At 66.2% G+C, this 14,957-nt stretch carries 15 protein-coding genes; 11 read left to right on the top strand and 4 right to left on the bottom strand.

Annotation, left to right across the window (positions count from 1 at the left end; all coding sequences use genetic code 11):
- Positions 1 to 22 precede the first annotated feature (22 nt).
- Genes AQZ52_RS19225 through AQZ52_RS15890 form a run of 4 tightly spaced genes read right to left on the bottom strand, consistent with a single transcriptional unit; the run spans position 23 to position 4,634 of the window.
- Positions 23 to 754, bottom strand: a complete 732-nt coding sequence (locus AQZ52_RS19225; RefSeq protein ID WP_067913225.1) for a TonB C-terminal domain-containing protein — start codon at positions 752 to 754, stop codon at positions 23 to 25.
- A gap of 32 nt (positions 755 to 786) precedes the next feature.
- Complete coding sequence (locus tag AQZ52_RS15900) at positions 787 to 1,194, bottom strand: ExbD/TolR family protein (protein WP_067913222.1); 408 nt, start codon at positions 1,192 to 1,194, stop codon at positions 787 to 789.
- A gap of 12 nt (positions 1,195 to 1,206) precedes the next feature.
- Positions 1,207 to 2,979 carry a DUF2341 domain-containing protein gene (locus AQZ52_RS15895; protein ID WP_067913219.1) on the bottom strand — a complete coding sequence of 591 codons (1,773 nt, stop codon included), beginning with the start codon at positions 2,977 to 2,979 and terminating at the stop codon, positions 1,207 to 1,209.
- Complete coding sequence (locus tag AQZ52_RS15890) at positions 2,979 to 4,634, bottom strand: ShlB/FhaC/HecB family hemolysin secretion/activation protein (protein WP_067913216.1); 1,656 nt, start codon at positions 4,632 to 4,634, stop codon at positions 2,979 to 2,981. Before AQZ52_RS15890 ends, AQZ52_RS15895 begins: the two co-directional genes overlap by 1 nt.
- 258 nt (positions 4,635 to 4,892) lie before the next feature.
- On the opposite strand from AQZ52_RS15890, the gene AQZ52_RS15885 reads away from it, so the two are divergent.
- From AQZ52_RS15885 to AQZ52_RS15835, 11 genes are all read left to right on the top strand, one after another.
- A complete protein-coding gene (locus tag AQZ52_RS15885; protein WP_067913213.1) occupies positions 4,893 to 6,608 on the top strand; it encodes a GspE/PulE family protein in 1,716 nt (571 codons plus the stop codon).
- Between the two features lie 6 nt (positions 6,609 to 6,614).
- A complete protein-coding gene (locus tag AQZ52_RS15880; RefSeq protein WP_067913211.1) occupies positions 6,615 to 7,832 on the top strand; it encodes a type II secretion system F family protein in 1,218 nt (405 codons plus the stop codon).
- 73 nt (positions 7,833 to 7,905) lie between these two features.
- Positions 7,906 to 8,325, top strand: coding sequence for a type II secretion system major pseudopilin GspG (gene gspG, locus AQZ52_RS15875; protein ID WP_067914077.1), 420 nt, complete (start codon positions 7,906 to 7,908; stop codon positions 8,323 to 8,325).
- 2 nt (positions 8,326 to 8,327) lie between these two features.
- A complete protein-coding gene (locus tag AQZ52_RS18920) occupies positions 8,328 to 8,822 on the top strand; it encodes a GspH/FimT family pseudopilin (protein WP_067913208.1) in 495 nt (164 codons plus the stop codon).
- Complete coding sequence (locus AQZ52_RS18800; RefSeq protein WP_067913205.1) at positions 8,815 to 9,186, top strand: type II secretion system protein; 372 nt, start codon at positions 8,815 to 8,817, stop codon at positions 9,184 to 9,186. The genes AQZ52_RS18920 and AQZ52_RS18800 overlap by 8 nt, the downstream gene beginning before the upstream one ends.
- The gene (locus AQZ52_RS15860; protein WP_067913202.1) at positions 9,183 to 9,851 is read left to right on the top strand and encodes a prepilin-type N-terminal cleavage/methylation domain-containing protein; all 669 of its coding nucleotides are present in this window, start codon (positions 9,183 to 9,185) and stop codon (positions 9,849 to 9,851) included. The genes AQZ52_RS18800 and AQZ52_RS15860 overlap by 4 nt, the downstream gene beginning before the upstream one ends.
- The gene (locus tag AQZ52_RS18795; protein WP_169793761.1) at positions 9,814 to 10,863 is read left to right on the top strand and encodes a hypothetical protein; all 1,050 of its coding nucleotides are present in this window, start codon (positions 9,814 to 9,816) and stop codon (positions 10,861 to 10,863) included. Before AQZ52_RS15860 ends, AQZ52_RS18795 begins: the two co-directional genes overlap by 38 nt.
- Complete coding sequence (gene gspM, locus AQZ52_RS15850; RefSeq protein ID WP_067913196.1) at positions 10,860 to 11,408, top strand: type II secretion system protein GspM; 549 nt, start codon at positions 10,860 to 10,862, stop codon at positions 11,406 to 11,408. Before AQZ52_RS18795 ends, gspM begins: the two co-directional genes overlap by 4 nt.
- Positions 11,365 to 11,925, top strand: coding sequence for a hypothetical protein (locus AQZ52_RS15845; protein WP_156424995.1), 561 nt, complete (start codon positions 11,365 to 11,367; stop codon positions 11,923 to 11,925). Before gspM ends, AQZ52_RS15845 begins: the two co-directional genes overlap by 44 nt.
- Before the next feature lie 91 nt (positions 11,926 to 12,016).
- The gene (gspD, locus tag AQZ52_RS15840; RefSeq protein WP_067913190.1) at positions 12,017 to 14,056 is read left to right on the top strand and encodes a type II secretion system secretin GspD; all 2,040 of its coding nucleotides are present in this window, start codon (positions 12,017 to 12,019) and stop codon (positions 14,054 to 14,056) included.
- Complete coding sequence (locus AQZ52_RS15835) at positions 14,053 to 14,916, top strand: type II secretion system protein GspK (RefSeq protein ID WP_156424994.1); 864 nt, start codon at positions 14,053 to 14,055, stop codon at positions 14,914 to 14,916. Before gspD ends, AQZ52_RS15835 begins: the two co-directional genes overlap by 4 nt.
- The last annotated feature ends 41 nt before the right edge of the window (positions 14,917 to 14,957 follow it).

Below are 14,957 nucleotides of genomic sequence, written 5' to 3'. Positions count from 1 at the left end.
CGAGGCGACAGAAAGGCGAGGCTCAGAAGCCACGGCTGCCCCGGACGGTTATCTTCTGCGGAAAGCGGAACGAGGCGGGCGGTGCATCCAGCCCGCGGATGGATTGCAGCGCTGCCAGCAGAAGCTGATCGCGCTTCGAATTGCCGCTGGACCGCAGCAACTGGACCGCAGTGACCTGCCCGCCGGGGCTGATCGTCACCGCGAAATCCGCGCTGAAGATCTGGCGGTTGATCTTGTCGTTGTTCTCCACCCGCTCCTGCAATGCGGAGCTGAGATAGCGCGTGTAGAAGCCGGTCGCGATCGGCGAACCGCCACCACCGCACGGCGGGGCAAGGCAGGTGCCGTTGCTGCCACCGCCGCCCATGCCGCCGCCCTTGCCGGCGCTCATGCCGAAGGCGTCGGTCCCGGCCTGGGCGGGACCGTCGATCTTCATCGGCGCAGGCTGGTCTGGCGCGGGTGCGGGTTCGGGGTTGGGCATCGGATCGGGCTTGGCGTCCGGCGGGGGCGGTTGATCCGGCGGCGGGGGTGGAGGCGGCGGGGGCGGCGGCGGAGGCGGCAGCATGTCCACCGTCTGCGGCGGCGCCTGTTCCACCTTCACCCCCGGCACTTCGGTCACGATGCCATAGATCCAGTAGCCAAGCGCCAGCGCCGCAAGCACCGCGCCAAGTTGGATCAGGCGGATCTTCAGCGAAACCTTCTCGTTCGGATTGAACGCAGGCTTGACCGGATCAGGAGTGGCGGGGCTGCTGGCCATGGCGGATGGGTTTCAGACGACCTTGCTGCGGCTCACGAACCGGTGGGCTTGCCGGTCACCAGACCGACCTTCGACAGGTCGAGCCGGCGGCACAGGTCGAGCACTTCCATGATCTTGCCATACTGCGTGGTGGTGTCGCCCTTCAGCACGATCGGCACATCGGGGTTAGAGGCCTTGGCATTGCGCAGACGCGTCTCCAGATCGGGCAGCGTCACCGGGAAGGCATCCATGAAGATCTGGCCCTGATCGTTGACGGTCAGGGCTATGGTCTTGGGCTGGACGAGGCTCTTGGCCGAGCTTGCCTTGGGCAAATCGACCTTGATGCCCTGCACCGAAGCCGTGGCCATGAGGATGAAGATCACCAGAAGCACGTACGCAAGGTCGAGCATCGGGGTGATGTTGATATCGTCGTAGGCCTTGCGGCCGCCACCTGCCTGCATGGTCCTGGTTCCTTATTCAGCGGCTTCGCGGGCATAGGCCGCATCGGCCTGCATTTCCGCGAGACGGGTGATCAGACGGTCGATGAACACGCGCATCTGGTCGGCCAGCGCGGTGATCCGTCCATTGAGGTAGTTGTAGCCGAACAGCGCGGGGATGGCGCAGGCAAGGCCGGCGATGGTGGCGAGCAGCGCCGCGGCGATACCCGGCGCGATCGCGTTCACGTTCACGTCGCCCGCCATCGCCACGCCGCCGAACACGGTCATGACGCCGATCACGGTGCCGAGCAGACCGATGAACGGACCGCCCGAGATCGCGATGGTCAGGATCACCATCAGCGCGTCGAGCTTCTGGTTCTCTTCGACATAGACCGCGTCCACCGCGGCGCGCATGGCTTCCACCGCTTCGCCCGAAAGCGGACGCGTGGCGTTCTGGTTGCGGCGCACGTCAAGCTCGGCGATGCCCATCTCGTAAAGGCGGGCGAGCGGCGAGGCCTTCTTGATGAACGCCACCTCAGGCTCGGTGATGCCCTGCACCTTGGCGAGGGGAACGAGTTCTTCGTGCATCGCGTTGAAGCGCTCGAAGAACTGCTTGTTCCCCTTGGCGGCCGCATTGAGGTAGCGGATCTTGTTGACCATCAGCGTGACCGCCATGGTCAGCAGGATCATGCACAGGCCGATCACGCCGGCGTCGATCGGCTCGAGCTTGCTGACGATGAAGAACAGCACACCGCCGCCGCCGCCCTGCTTTTCAGCCGTGTCGGACACGCCGACGAGCTTGGTCGAGGGACCTTCCGCGTTCGCCATGGCGAGCAGCATCGCCGCCGGACGCGCCGACTTCGACAGGCGCACTTCGTCGAGCGAGCCGACCAGCGTGCCGCCGATGGTGATCGGCCCGGCAATCGCCGGCAGCGCGACCGAGACCGCGCCGGCCTCGACGCCGTTGACGTAGATCTTGAGGGTGGTGCCATCGGCGACGACGCCGACATGCGTCCAGTCGCCCTGCTTGACTGCCGCCGTTGCCTGCGCACGGCCGCTGCCGACCGCGACGTAGGGCACGCCGGCATTGATGCCGATCACCATGCCGCCGCGCGAAAACAGCTGCTGGTCGCCGGTGAGGTTGTCCGGCTTCACCCACGCGGTGAAGGTGAACGGTGCGCCGGGCGTCATCGCGAGTGAGGGCGTGTCGTTGATGATGATCCCGCCCTGGCCGACAAAGTGGCCGCCATGACCCACGATCGCGCTGTCCTCGACGCCCGCGGGCGCGTTGGTCGCGTTGTTGCCGTTGGCGGTCTTGTCTTCGGTCGGCTGGCCCGGGCCTTCGGAGAAGTGGTAGGCCAGCGTGTAATCGGGGTCGAAGCTGCCCTTGACGTCTTCGCCGACGGGCGCGTTCTTATTGCCGAAATAGAGCCAGATCTGCTTCTTCTCGCCGCCGTTCAGCACCGGCAGGCTGACCCACACCGTGGCAACGCCGTTCTTCGAGTCATAGCTCTCGATGTGGTAGGGCAGCGGGTTCTTGTCGTCGCTGTCGACGAAGCGGATATCCGCCCCGTTCTCGAGCGCATCGGTGAAAGTGAAGTTGCCGCTGTGCAGGCGCACCAGCACCAGCGTGCGGCCGATCGGGCCGCTCACGTTCACGCCGCTCGGGCTGGTGTCGATCGTCACCGCCTTGCGATAGGCCCAATCCTTCTGCCACCAGGCCGCCGCCGGTGACGCCCAGGTCCCCATGGCGAGGACGAGGAGCGCGAAGAAGGCCTTCAAAACAGGCCGCAAGGTGCTGGTGTGCATCAGAATTCGCCCCTGGCTGTAAAGACGACGCGGGCCTTGCCGCGTTCGGAATCGGACAAAGTTGTCAGTGGAACGCCGACGGTCAGGCCGCCGACGAGGTGCTTGAACAGGCGCAGCCTGAGGCCGCCACCCACGCTCGCCTCGCCGAAGCGGGCGCGTTGATCGGTCAGCGGGTTGATGATCCCCACAAGCCCGTAATCGACGAAGGCGTAAGGCCGAAGCTCACCGACGAAATCGGGCAGGCTGCCGGCCAGCGATGGCCCGTCGATCTGGAACGTGCCGGCATAGCCGCGATCCCCGACCGCTTCGGACTGGAAGTAGCCCCGCACCGAACCTTCGCCGCCGATGCCGAACTGCTCGTTCGAGACAAGGTGGCTGTCGGCATATTGCCCTGCGAGCTTGAAGATCAGGCTGATGTCGTCGGCGATCAGGCGCGTATAGGTGAAATCGGCATTGATATGCGCGAAATTCTCGCGCGACTGATAGTCGCGCAGGCTGAACTGGTCCTCGATCGAGCAGCCCCCCTGCCCGTCGGCCACGCACTGGAAGCGGCGGATCACGCGCAGGCCGAGCGTGGCATTGACGCTGAAATCGACCTGCGTCGTGTCGCCAGCCCGCGCCCAGGTATAGCCCAGCGTAAGCGGAATGTAGCGGATCGGAGACTTCGTGACCGAATTGTCCTTGAGGACGATATTCTGTTTGAAGTCCTTGTAATCGAGTCCGATCGAGAAGGACTGGTCGGTCTTCTCGCCCGCCAGCCGGTAGATCGCGCGGGCACCAACCTGATAGCCGTTGCCCAGCACCTGCGTACCGCCGAGCGCGGCGATGTTGCTGTTGGACTTGAAACCGAACAGCACAAGCGTCCACGGGGTGCCGAGGATCGGCGCATTGTAGGAACCGGAAAACACCTCGGTCTGCCGGCGGTCGCGCGGGGCAACGATGTAGGAGCCCGAGATCGTGTGCCCGACGCCCCACAGATTGGTGTAGCGCAGCGAGGCGGCAAGCCGCAGACGGTCGGTGTTGGGGCTGTTGTCGTTGTTCAGCTCCACCGAGCCGTGCACCGGAAAGCTGTCCTTGACCTTCAGTTCGACATCGATCGCGCCTTCGGTCTTGCTGGGCTTGAACGAGGGCGTGACGGTGCGGTCAGGAATGCGGTTGGCCTGCGCCAGCTGGGCCTGCAGATCCTTGAGGTTGATCGGCGAGCCGGCCGCCAGCGCGGGCAGCTGCTTGACCACCGTTTCGGTCGAATGATGCTTGGCACCCGCGACGCGCACTTCGCCAACCGGTGCTTCCAGCACGCGGATCTGGATGATGCCGTTGGCCAGATGCGCCTGGTCCTGCGGCGGCACCTCGACCACTGCAGCTTCATATCCGCGCGCCGCATAGGCATCCTGCAACGCCTTGCGCGCAGCCTCGATATCGGCGGACGTCCGCTTCTCGCCGGTGAAACGATAGACGATGTTCTCGATGTCGTCAGGGCTCAGGATCTTGGCACCACTGACCTCGATCGCGTCGATCAGGAAGGTGTCCGCAGCCGGAGCCCCGGGTGCCGCTTCCTGCGCACGCACCGGCACGCCGGACGCGACAAGCGCCACTGCAGCCACGCGCGGCAGCCAAGCGCCCGACCGCGCCCCCAGGTACCCGAAAGATGTCATGTTCCTCGCATGGCGGGATGCCGCCGCTGATTCCCCACGTGCCGAATGGTCTCCCAATGTGAAATTTTTGAGACTGACCTCCTTCAATGTCCGGATGTGGGAAATTTGTGTGGCTCACGTCCTGATTAGATCCATTACGGACGAGGAACAGTCCGTCCGGAGGTGGAAACCATTTTGTCACACAGCGCGCATAGATAGGCGCGAACGAATGGACGTGCTAAAGCCGAGTAGTCCGTGTACCCGAGGTTTTCCGGCACTATGCCATCGTCGACCGATCCCGCTCAGCGTCATGCCAGGACTTCCCGTGAGGCGGCCGAAGGCCTGATTCCTGACCTTCCGGCAGTGCTGCGATCGGCGGGGCTCGCGGATGATTCTCTTGCCCGCGCCCGCCTTGTCGAGGCCGAGACCGGCGAAACGCTCGAAAAGATTGTTACACGCCTCGGTCTTATTTCGGAGGATGCACTGGCCCGCGCGCTGGGCGCTGCGCTCGATCTGCCGGTGATCGAGCCCGAGCGCTTCCCCACCGAGGCACTGGCCGTTCCCAACATCTCGCAGGCCTTCCTGCATGACCGCCGCGCCCTGCCGCTGTGGCTCGACAAGGGCCGCGTGGTCGTGGCGCTGGCCAATCCGCTCGATCATGATGCGGTCTCGGGCCTTGCCTTCGCCACCGGACATCCGGTCACGCGCGTCATCGCGCGTGGCGGCGATATCGACGCAGCAATCGACCGCCTGTACCGGGCCGAGCCCGCCGACCAGGTCGAGGACGAGATCGACGATGCCGATCTCGAGCGGCTCAAGGACCTCGTCAGCGATGCGCCGGTCATCCGTGCGGTCAACCGCCTGATCGCGGATGCCGTCGATGCCCGGGCCTCGGACATCCACCTCGAGCCGACCGACGACCGCCTGGCCGTGCGTTTCCGCATCGACGGCATGCTGCGCGAAATGCCTGCCAAGCCCGCTGCCATGCGCGCGCCCATCGTCAGCCGAATCAAGGTGATGGCCAATCTCAACATTGCCGAGCGTCGCCTCCCGCAGGACGGGCGTCTGCGGTTGACCGTACGCGGGCACGAGATCGACTTGCGTGTCGCGACGGCGCCCTCGATCCACGGCGAGAGCGTGGTGATGCGCATTCTCGACCGCTCGAACCTCTCGCTCGATCCGAAGACACTCGGCTTCGATCCTGACCTCGAAGCGCAATTCCTTGCAGCCCTCGCCCAACCGCACGGCATCATGCTGGTGACCGGGCCGACCGGTTCGGGCAAGACGACCACGCTCTATGCGGCGCTCGCGCACCTTAACGCGCCGGATCGCAAGCTGACGACAATCGAGGACCCGATCGAGTACCGGCTGCCCGGCGTCGTCCAGAGCCAGATCAATCCGACCATCGGCTATACCTTCTCGACCGCGCTGCGCTCGTTCCTGCGCCAGGACCCGGACGTGATGATGGTCGGCGAAATCCGCGATACGGAGACCGCACAGATCGCCGTGCAGGCCGCACTCACCGGCCACATGATCCTCTCCACGCTGCACACCAACACCGCGGCAGGCGCCGTCACACGCCTGCTCGACATGGGCGTGGAGCCGTTCCTGCTGTCCTCCGTGCTGACCGGCGTGCTCGCGCAGCGGCTGGTGCGGCGGCTGTGCCCGCACTGCCGCGAGCCCTACGAGGCCGATCCCGCACTGCTCGAGCGGCTGGGTATCGCGCATCAGGGCAGCGGGCACGACACGTTCTACCGTCCGGTCGGATGCCCGCGCTGCAAGGGTTCGGGCTATGCCGGGCGCATGGCGGTCTTCGAGTTCATCCGCATCGACCGCGACATTTCGGCGCTCATCCTCCGCCGGGCCGATACCCGCGCAATTGCCGAACAGGCGGCGCGCGCCGGCTACGGGACCCTGCGCGCCGATGGCATTGCGAAGGCGCGCAGGGGCTTGACCGCGCTTGAGGAAGTGCTGCGCGTCGCGAGCGAGGACTGACGCGCGATGGCGACATTCCAGTACCGGGCGCTGGCGAGCAGCGGCGGCGCGGTCGCCGGCCAGCTTGAGGCTGCAACGCGCGAGGATGCGATTGCCAGCATGCGCAAGTCGGGCCTGCGCCCGATCGAAGTCACCGAGCAGAAGGGCAGCGCCAAGGTCCGTGCCGCACGCGGCGCGGAAAAGAAGTGGCGCCGCCAGATCACCGGCTTCTTCGCCGAACTGGGGGTGCTGCTGCAAGCCGGACTGCCGCTGGACCGGGCCTTGTCGATTGCGGTCGATAATATCGCCGTGCCGCCGCTGCGCCAGCGCCTTGCCGATGTGCTCGCGGCCGTGCGCGAGGGCCGTCCGCTCTCGGGCGCGCTGCTCGATCAGCCCGGGCTGTTCCCCGGGCTTGCCCCGGCCATGGCGGAAGCCGGAGAGGCCAATGGCGAACTCGGCCTTGCGCTGGCGCGTCTCGCGCAGATGCTCGAACAGGCCGACGAGCAGCGCCGGCAGGTCTCCGCCGCGATGACCTATCCGGTCGCACTGACGGTCGTCGCGGTCGGTGTGATCCTGCTGATGCTGCTATTCGTCGTCCCGCAGTTCGAAACGCTGTTCGCCTCGGCTCCGGCTGGCTCACTGCCGGCCTCATCAGTGGCGGTGATGTCGGCCAGCAAGTTCGTACGGGCCAATGGCCTTTATATCCTGGGCACTCTTGTCGCCGGCGGCTTCGCGCTGCGCCAGGCGCTTTCAAGCCCGGCCAGCAAGGCATGGCTCGACCGGCAGATGCTTGATGTGCCGCAACTCGGGCCGCTCCTCCGCAATATCGAGACGGTGCGTTTTGCCCGCAGCCTCGGCGCGCTGATCGATGGCGGAGTTCCGCTGCCGAGCGCGATGGCGCTGGCGCGCCGCACCGTGACGAACCGGTACATGAACACAAGCCTGGGCGAAGTGGTCGATATCGTGCGGCAGGGCGGCGGGCTGACAGCCCCGCTGGCCGAGCGACGCATCCTGCCGACCCTCGCCATGAGTTTCGTGCGCACCGGCGAGGAAACCTCGCAGCTCGGCCCCATGCTCGGCCGCCTCGCAACAGTCCTTGACCGCGACGTCAAAGTGCGGCTGGACCGGATCATCGCCATTGCCACCCCGACGATCGTCGTCGGCCTCGGGGTGGGTGTGGCGGCAATGGTCGCCTCGATCATGTCGGCGATCCTCGGCTTCAACGATTTGGCAGTGGCACAGTAAAATGGAAAACAACGCACCCGTCACCGGCAGCCCGAGCCCCAGCCCCAGCGCACCGGCCGCGCGGAGCTCACGCATGCGCGGGCCCCGCAAGCGCAACGGTTTCACCTTGCTCGAACTGCTCGTCGTCCTTGCCATCCTCGGCCTGCTCTATGCGATCGTCGGTCCGCAGGTGATCAAGTATCTCGGCAGCTCGAAAAGCGAGAGCGCGGCGGTGCAGGTCAAGAACATCGATGCCGCGCTCAAGCTGTTGCGGCTCGATGCGGGCCGCTACCCGACCAACGAGGAAGGGCTTCAGGCGCTGATGACCCAGCCGGCCCAGATGCCGAGCTGGCGCGGGCCCTACCTGCCCAGCGCATCCGGACTGACCGATCCGTGGCAGCATCCCTACCACTACACCAATCCCGGCAAGCACGGCGAAATCGACGTTTACACGCTGGGATCGGACGATGCCGAGGGCGGCACCGGCGAAGCCAAAGACATCGGCAACTGGTAATCATGCAGAGCCGCCGGACCCGAAACGCAGGCTTCACGCTGCTCGAAGCACTCGTCGTGCTGGCGATTGTCGCGCTGCTGGCGGGCCTTGCGTTTCCGGCGGTGGACCGCGCCCGCACGGCCATTCTTGCCCGCGCGGCGCGCAGCGAACAGACGCGCATCCTGCTTGCCGCGCGGGCCAATGCGCTGCGCTACAACCAGCCTTTCGTACTGGAGACAACCGCGCGCGGAACCGGCGTGACCGTGGCGCAGGACAAGACCAGCAGCGGTGCAGAAACCGTCGCGACCGCCGCGCCTGCAGGAAGCCAGACCGCAGGCAGCCTGCTCTCCCCGGCAATTACGCGCATCGAGATGACACCGCGGCGAATTGTGTTCTACCCCGACGGCAGCTCCACCGGCGGCACGATCCGGCTCACCACCGCAGACGGCACAATGACGACCTTCATGGTCAGCCGCGACCTCGGCGGCGTGAGCGAGGCCGTGAGGCCCCATGCCTGAGCAGCGCCCTCACCCCGCAGCCGGCTACCTGCTGATCGAGGCGCTTATCGCGCTGGCGATCGTGGCCGTGATGGCCAGCCTGCTGTTCACCACGATAATACAGACCAGCCAGGCTGCCTTGCTGGTGGGCGACCGGCGCCAGGCGGTGCTGCTGGCGCGGTCGGTCATGGCCGCGGCCACGGTCGAAAGCTCCATCGCACCGATCTCGGAGCGGGGCAACGAGGGTCCGTTCGACTGGTCGGTGACGCGCAGCAGCTTTGGCGGCAGCAGCGCGGTCCGCCTTCAGCAGGTTGTCGTCACCATCACCCGGCGCAGCGACGGGCGGCAACTGGCGCGCCTGGCCGGCGTCGAGGCCAGCCGGTGAAGACTGCCCGCCCCGAACGTCTGCCGGCACGCGGCTTCACGCTGATCGAGGTGCTGGTGTGCCTGTTCGTCGTCGGCCTTGTAGGATCCATCCTGCTGTCGATGATCGACATGCAGTGGCGCCGCTCGCTGGTCATGGGCGCGCGCAGCACGGGCGATGAAAGCGTGATTGCGGCGCAGACCCTGCTGCGCGGCAGGCTGGAAGCGATGCGGGCCTTTCCCGATATCCGCACCGGCGGGATCAGACTGGCCATGTACGGCACGGGCAACGAGATCACCTTCCAGGCGCCGCTGGCCGCCAGCGGAGGGCCGCACGCGCTGCAGAGCTTTCGCCTGCGGCTGACAGGCGAAAAGGCACTGACGCTCTACAACGTCAACCTGCACGGCACTGCGGATCCATTCGATACGAAGGAAGCGGGCTGGGACAGCCTGCGTCTGCTCGAGAATGTCGAGCGGCTCGAAATCACCTATTTCGGCTATGACAAGGTCACCCGCCGAAACGCATGGCAAGAGCGCTGGGAGGCCCAGAGCGAATTGCCCAAGCTCGTGCGGATCCGATTGGCCTTTACCGCTGGCGATCAGCGGTTCTGGCCGGTGCTGATGGTAAAGCCCTCTCCGCAGCTGCGGCTTGGCTGTACCGCCCAAAACCCGAACGCTGATTGCTGAGGCGGATGTGAACCTCTCGGAACTCCTCAATGCCGACATGACCACCCTCGCGCGGTGGTCGCGCCAGGGTCTGGATTGGTGGATCGGCGAGCTGCGCACGCTGATCCCGGCCCGCTTTGCCGGCAATGCCGACCGGCTGCGCGCCTTCCACCGGCTCGAAAAGAACGGCGCCGTCCACGCCTCGGGCAATCCGCGCGCCGACACGCTCGTCCTCCCCGGCGAACTCTGCTTCATCCGCCACCTGCAATTGCCGGCGATGAGCGAGGCTGATCTGCTGTCGCTGGTGACGCTCGATGCGGACCGCATCCTGCCCCTCAGCGCCGCAGAGATCGTGCTCGGCGTCCGCAAGCTGGGCCCGTCCTCGACCGAGGGATTGGTCGATGTCGTGGTGGGCTGCCTTCCCCTGGGCCGCGCCCGCAGCGTCGCCGAGGCACTGGCGGAGCAGGCGCTGGTGCCCGCACATGTCGGTCCGCTGGCCGAAGACGATGACCAGACGCTGGCCTTCGACCTTGCCCCCGGCATGCGCAAGGCCGGCCTCCTGCCGCAGCGGCCGGCGGTCGCACGGGCCTGGTGGATCGCTGCCGCCGTGCTGCTCCTCGTCAATCTCGGGATCGCCACGCTGCGCGAACAGCAGCAGGTCAATCATCTGCAGGAGATGGTCGATGCCCAGTCGACCGCGCTGGGGGCTGTCCGCCGGATCGAGGGCCGGCTGCGCACGAACGCAAAATCCATCGAGCAACTCCGCGCCCGCCGCGATCACCAGCAGCCCGAGCGCGCGCTGGCGGCGCTCACCCGGGTGCTGCCGCAGAAATGCTGGGTGCAGCGCATCGAATGGGACGGCGCCAGGATGCGGGTTGCCGGCTATTGTGCGAAGGATGTCAACCCTGTCGCCGCGGTGAAGGCCTCGGGCGCATTCGCCTTCGTGCGCGCCAGCCGGGCCGAAGCCCTCGCCCAGACATTCAGCGGCACGCCGTTCGATTTCAACGCATCGCTAGAAAGGACTGCACCATGAGAACGCTTTCGCCGCGCGAAAGCCGCCTGATCGCGCTCCTGATCCTGGTCGCGGCAATTGCGCTTGTCATCCTCGTGGTGATCAATCCCATAGCCGGGAGCTTCCGCGATCGCGCGGCAAAGCGGGAGGAGCTGGCCTTCACGTTCCAGTCGAACGAACTGCGCATCGCGAACCTCAATGCCCTCCAGCATGCCGCGGAAGACCAGGCCGAGGCGCAGCGCGGGCTCTACATCGTGGCGGCCAACGCCGACGAGGCGGGCGAGGCGCTGCGCGAACAGCTCGAGACCGCAGCGCAGGGCGTCGGCGCAACCATCAAGGCGACCGAGGCCGGTGTGTCATCCGAAGAAGGCCGCACGCGTGCCTCGCTCGAGGCGCGCCTCGGCACCGGCCAGCTCTCGCAGCTGCTGGACCGCCTCAACCTTGCCAAGCCCGTCCTCGTTATCGAAACCATGAACGTGGTTGCGGAAGAGCAGCTCACCAACAGCAAATCGGATCAGATCGATGTCAGACTTGAAGCATCGGCTCCTTTCGTTCGCGCCAAGTAGCAGCAACCGCGCGCTGCTGCCGGCAGCCTGCGTGGTGCTGATGACGAGCACGGCCGTCCTGCAGCTGCTGTTGCCGCAGGACAATCCGCTGTCCGCCCCCCTGCCCGCGCGCCGCGCGCCGCAATGGACACTGCCCGAAATCGGCGTGCCCACCGTGACCGCCGCGGTGTCTGGGTCGTCGGTCTTTGCGCCGACGCGGCTTGCCATGAAGGCAGCGGCGTCCACAGACGGCGAGGAAGACCCGGATGCCGAGGCGGAGGCACCGAAGCCGAAGCGGGTCGGGCAACTGGGCGGCGCCTTCGTGCTCGGCCGGGTCCGCATCGGCGCGGGCCAGGCGGTGCTGGTCGGTCCGGGAGACGGGCGTGTCATCAGGCTGGCGCCCGGCACCGGCTATGGCGGGTGGCGCCTGGTTTCGATCGGCGCAAACGCGGCCGTGTTCCAGCGTGGCGGCAAACGACGTGAATTCAGGTACGGTGCGAGCGACATGAGCTCCGAGAGCGAGGCAAGCAGTGAATAATCTTCCAAACCGGCGTGCAGGCGCGTCTTCGCAAGGTGTCCGCGCAGACGAGTGGCAGCGGCACTTGCGGCGGGGAGCCGGTCTCCTTGCGGTGGCGCTGGCCACTTCGGCTGCCGGGGGCTGTGCCGCCCCGCAGGCGGCAAGGCCGGTCGAAGGCCCTGCCGCGCTGCCCGAGCCGGCAGCACCCGCGGCCGACAAGGGCGTTGCGACCGCGATGGTCGGCGGCGAATTGCCGCCGCCGGTGATCACGCCGCGCAGCACGAAGGCGAAGAACGGCAACATCGAGCTCAATATCCCAAGTGCCGACGTGCACACGCTCGCCCGGATCGTGCTGGGTGACACGCTGCACATTCCCTTTACCGTGCAGGTCGAAGGCGATGTCGATGTGGGGCTTTCGACGCCGGGCCCGGTGAACCGCACCCAGCTGCTCGAACTGTTCGAGGCCTCGCTCAAGAAGGCCGATCTGGCGCTCGTTTGGAAGGGTTCAGGCTATGTGATCGAGACTGTCGCCGCCGCCAAGGCCGAAGGGACAGGCTTCCTGCCCGATCGCGGCTTCGGCACCGAGGCGATCACGCTGCAGTTCGTCAATGCCGAAGAGCTCAAGAAGCTGCTCGATACGGTCGTGCCGGGGGCGGTGCAGTCGGTCGATCCAACCCACAACTCGCTGGTGATCGCGGGCACCGAAGCGCAGCGCAAGAGTGCGCACGACATGGTTGCGCAGTTCGACGTCAACTGGCTGCGCTCGACCTCGTTCGCGCTGTTCGTGCCCGAACGCACCGACAGCCGCCTGATCGTGCCGGATCTCGAAAAGCTGATCAATGCACCGGACGCGCCGACGCGCGGGCTCGTGCGGCTTATCTCGATGGAGAAACTCAACGGCATCATCGCGATCAGCCAGCAGAAGCAGTACCTTGAGGACGTGCGCCGATGGATCGAAGTGCTTGACCGCGAGGGCAAGAGCAACGAGCCGCGCCTGTTCGTCTACCGCGCGCAGAACGGCCGCGCGAAAGACCTCGTGAAAACGCTCACCGGCGCATTCGGTGGCGGCGGCAGCGGTGGCGGTGCCGGTAGCGACGGCCAGACCTCATCCGGCAGCAGCCAATCCGACATGCGTCAAGGCGGTGACGGGATTGATCCGGCGCGCAGCGCCACCAACGCCCCCAGCCTCGCCGCATCTCCTGCGGGCGGTGGCGGTTTCGGCGGCGGCGGGGCCGGCGTGCTCGGCGGCATGAAGGTCAGCATTTCCAGCGACGAGGTCAACAATGCTGTCGTCGTGTTCGGATCGCCGCACGACTATTCGATCGTGGAAGACGCGCTGCGCAAACTGGATGTGCCGCCGATCCAGGTAATGATCGAGGCCGCGATCACCGAAGTCGGCCTCAACGATGCGCTGCGCTACGGCGTGCAGTGGAACTTCCAGACGGGCGAATCGAACTTCTCGCTGAGCCAGGGCACCACGGCTACGGCCACCCGGATATTTCCGGGCTTTTCCTATTTCTACTCCAACAAGAACGACATCCGCGCGACGCTCAACGCGCTGGAGGAGCGCACCAACGTCAAGGTCGTCTCGGCGCCCAAGCTGCTGGTCCTGAACAACCAGACCGCCTCGCTTCAGGTGGGCGATCAGGTCCCGGTGCAGACCGCCAGCTCGCAATCGGCAATCGGCACGAATTCGCCTATCGTCACACAGGTCGAGTACCGCGATACCGGCGTGATCCTCAAGATCACCCCGCGCGTGAACGCCAGCGGCGGCGTGCTGATCGATATCGCGCAGGAAGTCAGCGATGTGAGCGGGGCCAGCAAGTCCTCGACGTCCAGCACACCGACGATCTCCACCCGCAAGGTGGCCACCACGGTGCAGGTGCAGGACGGTCAGGTCATCGCGCTTGGCGGCCTGTTCCGCGACAACAAGAGCTTCGGCAAGAACGGTCTACCGATCCTCTCGCGCATTCCGATCCTGGGAGGGTTGCTGTTCGGCAACAACGACAATTCGCAGCGCCGCACCGAACTGATCATCCTGATCAAGCCGCACGTCCTGCGCTCGCCGGGCGATCTCAGCGCGATCACCGAGGAAATGCGCGAGAAGATCTCGACGCTCGAGCCGTTCAAGAAGCAGGGCCGCATCCCGTGAAACCTGGCGGCCATGGCCGACTGCCCCGGCACGCGGACCGGGGCTACGTCATGGTCGCGGCGGTCGGAGCGATCGCGATCATGGCGGCGGTGGCCGCGATGTTCACCACGGCATCAGTCTCGCAGATCGACACCCTCGATGCCGAGACGACACGCGCGCGCCTCGTGGCGGCGGCCGACGCGGGCATTGCCGTGGCGCTGGGCGGGCTGAGCGAGCAGGGCGGCAACCGCGTGTGGACGCTTGAGGGCGAGGACCATGAACTGACCTTCGACGGCGTTGCTCTGAAGGTCCACGTCGAGGACGAGCAGGGCAAGATCGTGTTCGAGCATGTCAACGAGGAAAACATGGGCTGGCTGCTCGATGCCCTCGGGGTGCCGGAGCCGCAGCGTTCGATTGCCCGCGATTCGTATGGCGACTGGATCGATGACGACGAGGACGCGCGCGAGAACGGCGCCGAATCCGAATACTACAATCCGCGCGGGCTGCGTCCGGCCAACACCTGGATCAGCTCGGTCGACGAACTGGCCGACATCCGCGGCTTCACGCCAGAACTTGTCGAGCGCATCCGCGCCTATGGCACGGCCGATACCTCCGAGTATTTCGATGCCACCCACGCGAATCTGCTCGCGATCCAGGTCATGACCGATGGCGATGCCAATTCGCCCGACATAATCTCGCGGCGACGTGAACTGTCCGGCCAGCGCACCGCGATCGGGTTCAGCGCACCGGAACTCAAGAACCACGTGGTCAGCATTGTTGCCGAGGCCCGCCTCGATGGCGGACGCACGGTGACGCGGCGGGCCGTGGTGGTGGTCGCGCCGCCCGGCCGGCATCGCTATGCGATCAAGTATGTCGAGTAGCACGGCACTTTGGTCGCGCTCTTGTCACACCCGCGTCACCC

Origin of the sequence: Novosphingobium fuchskuhlense, from assembly GCF_001519075.1 — a bacterium.
Classification (GTDB): Bacteria; Pseudomonadota; Alphaproteobacteria; order Sphingomonadales; family Sphingomonadaceae; genus Novosphingobium; species Novosphingobium fuchskuhlense.
Note: the sequence above shows the minus strand (reverse complement) of the source record. Positions and strands in the feature narration are given on the sequence as shown.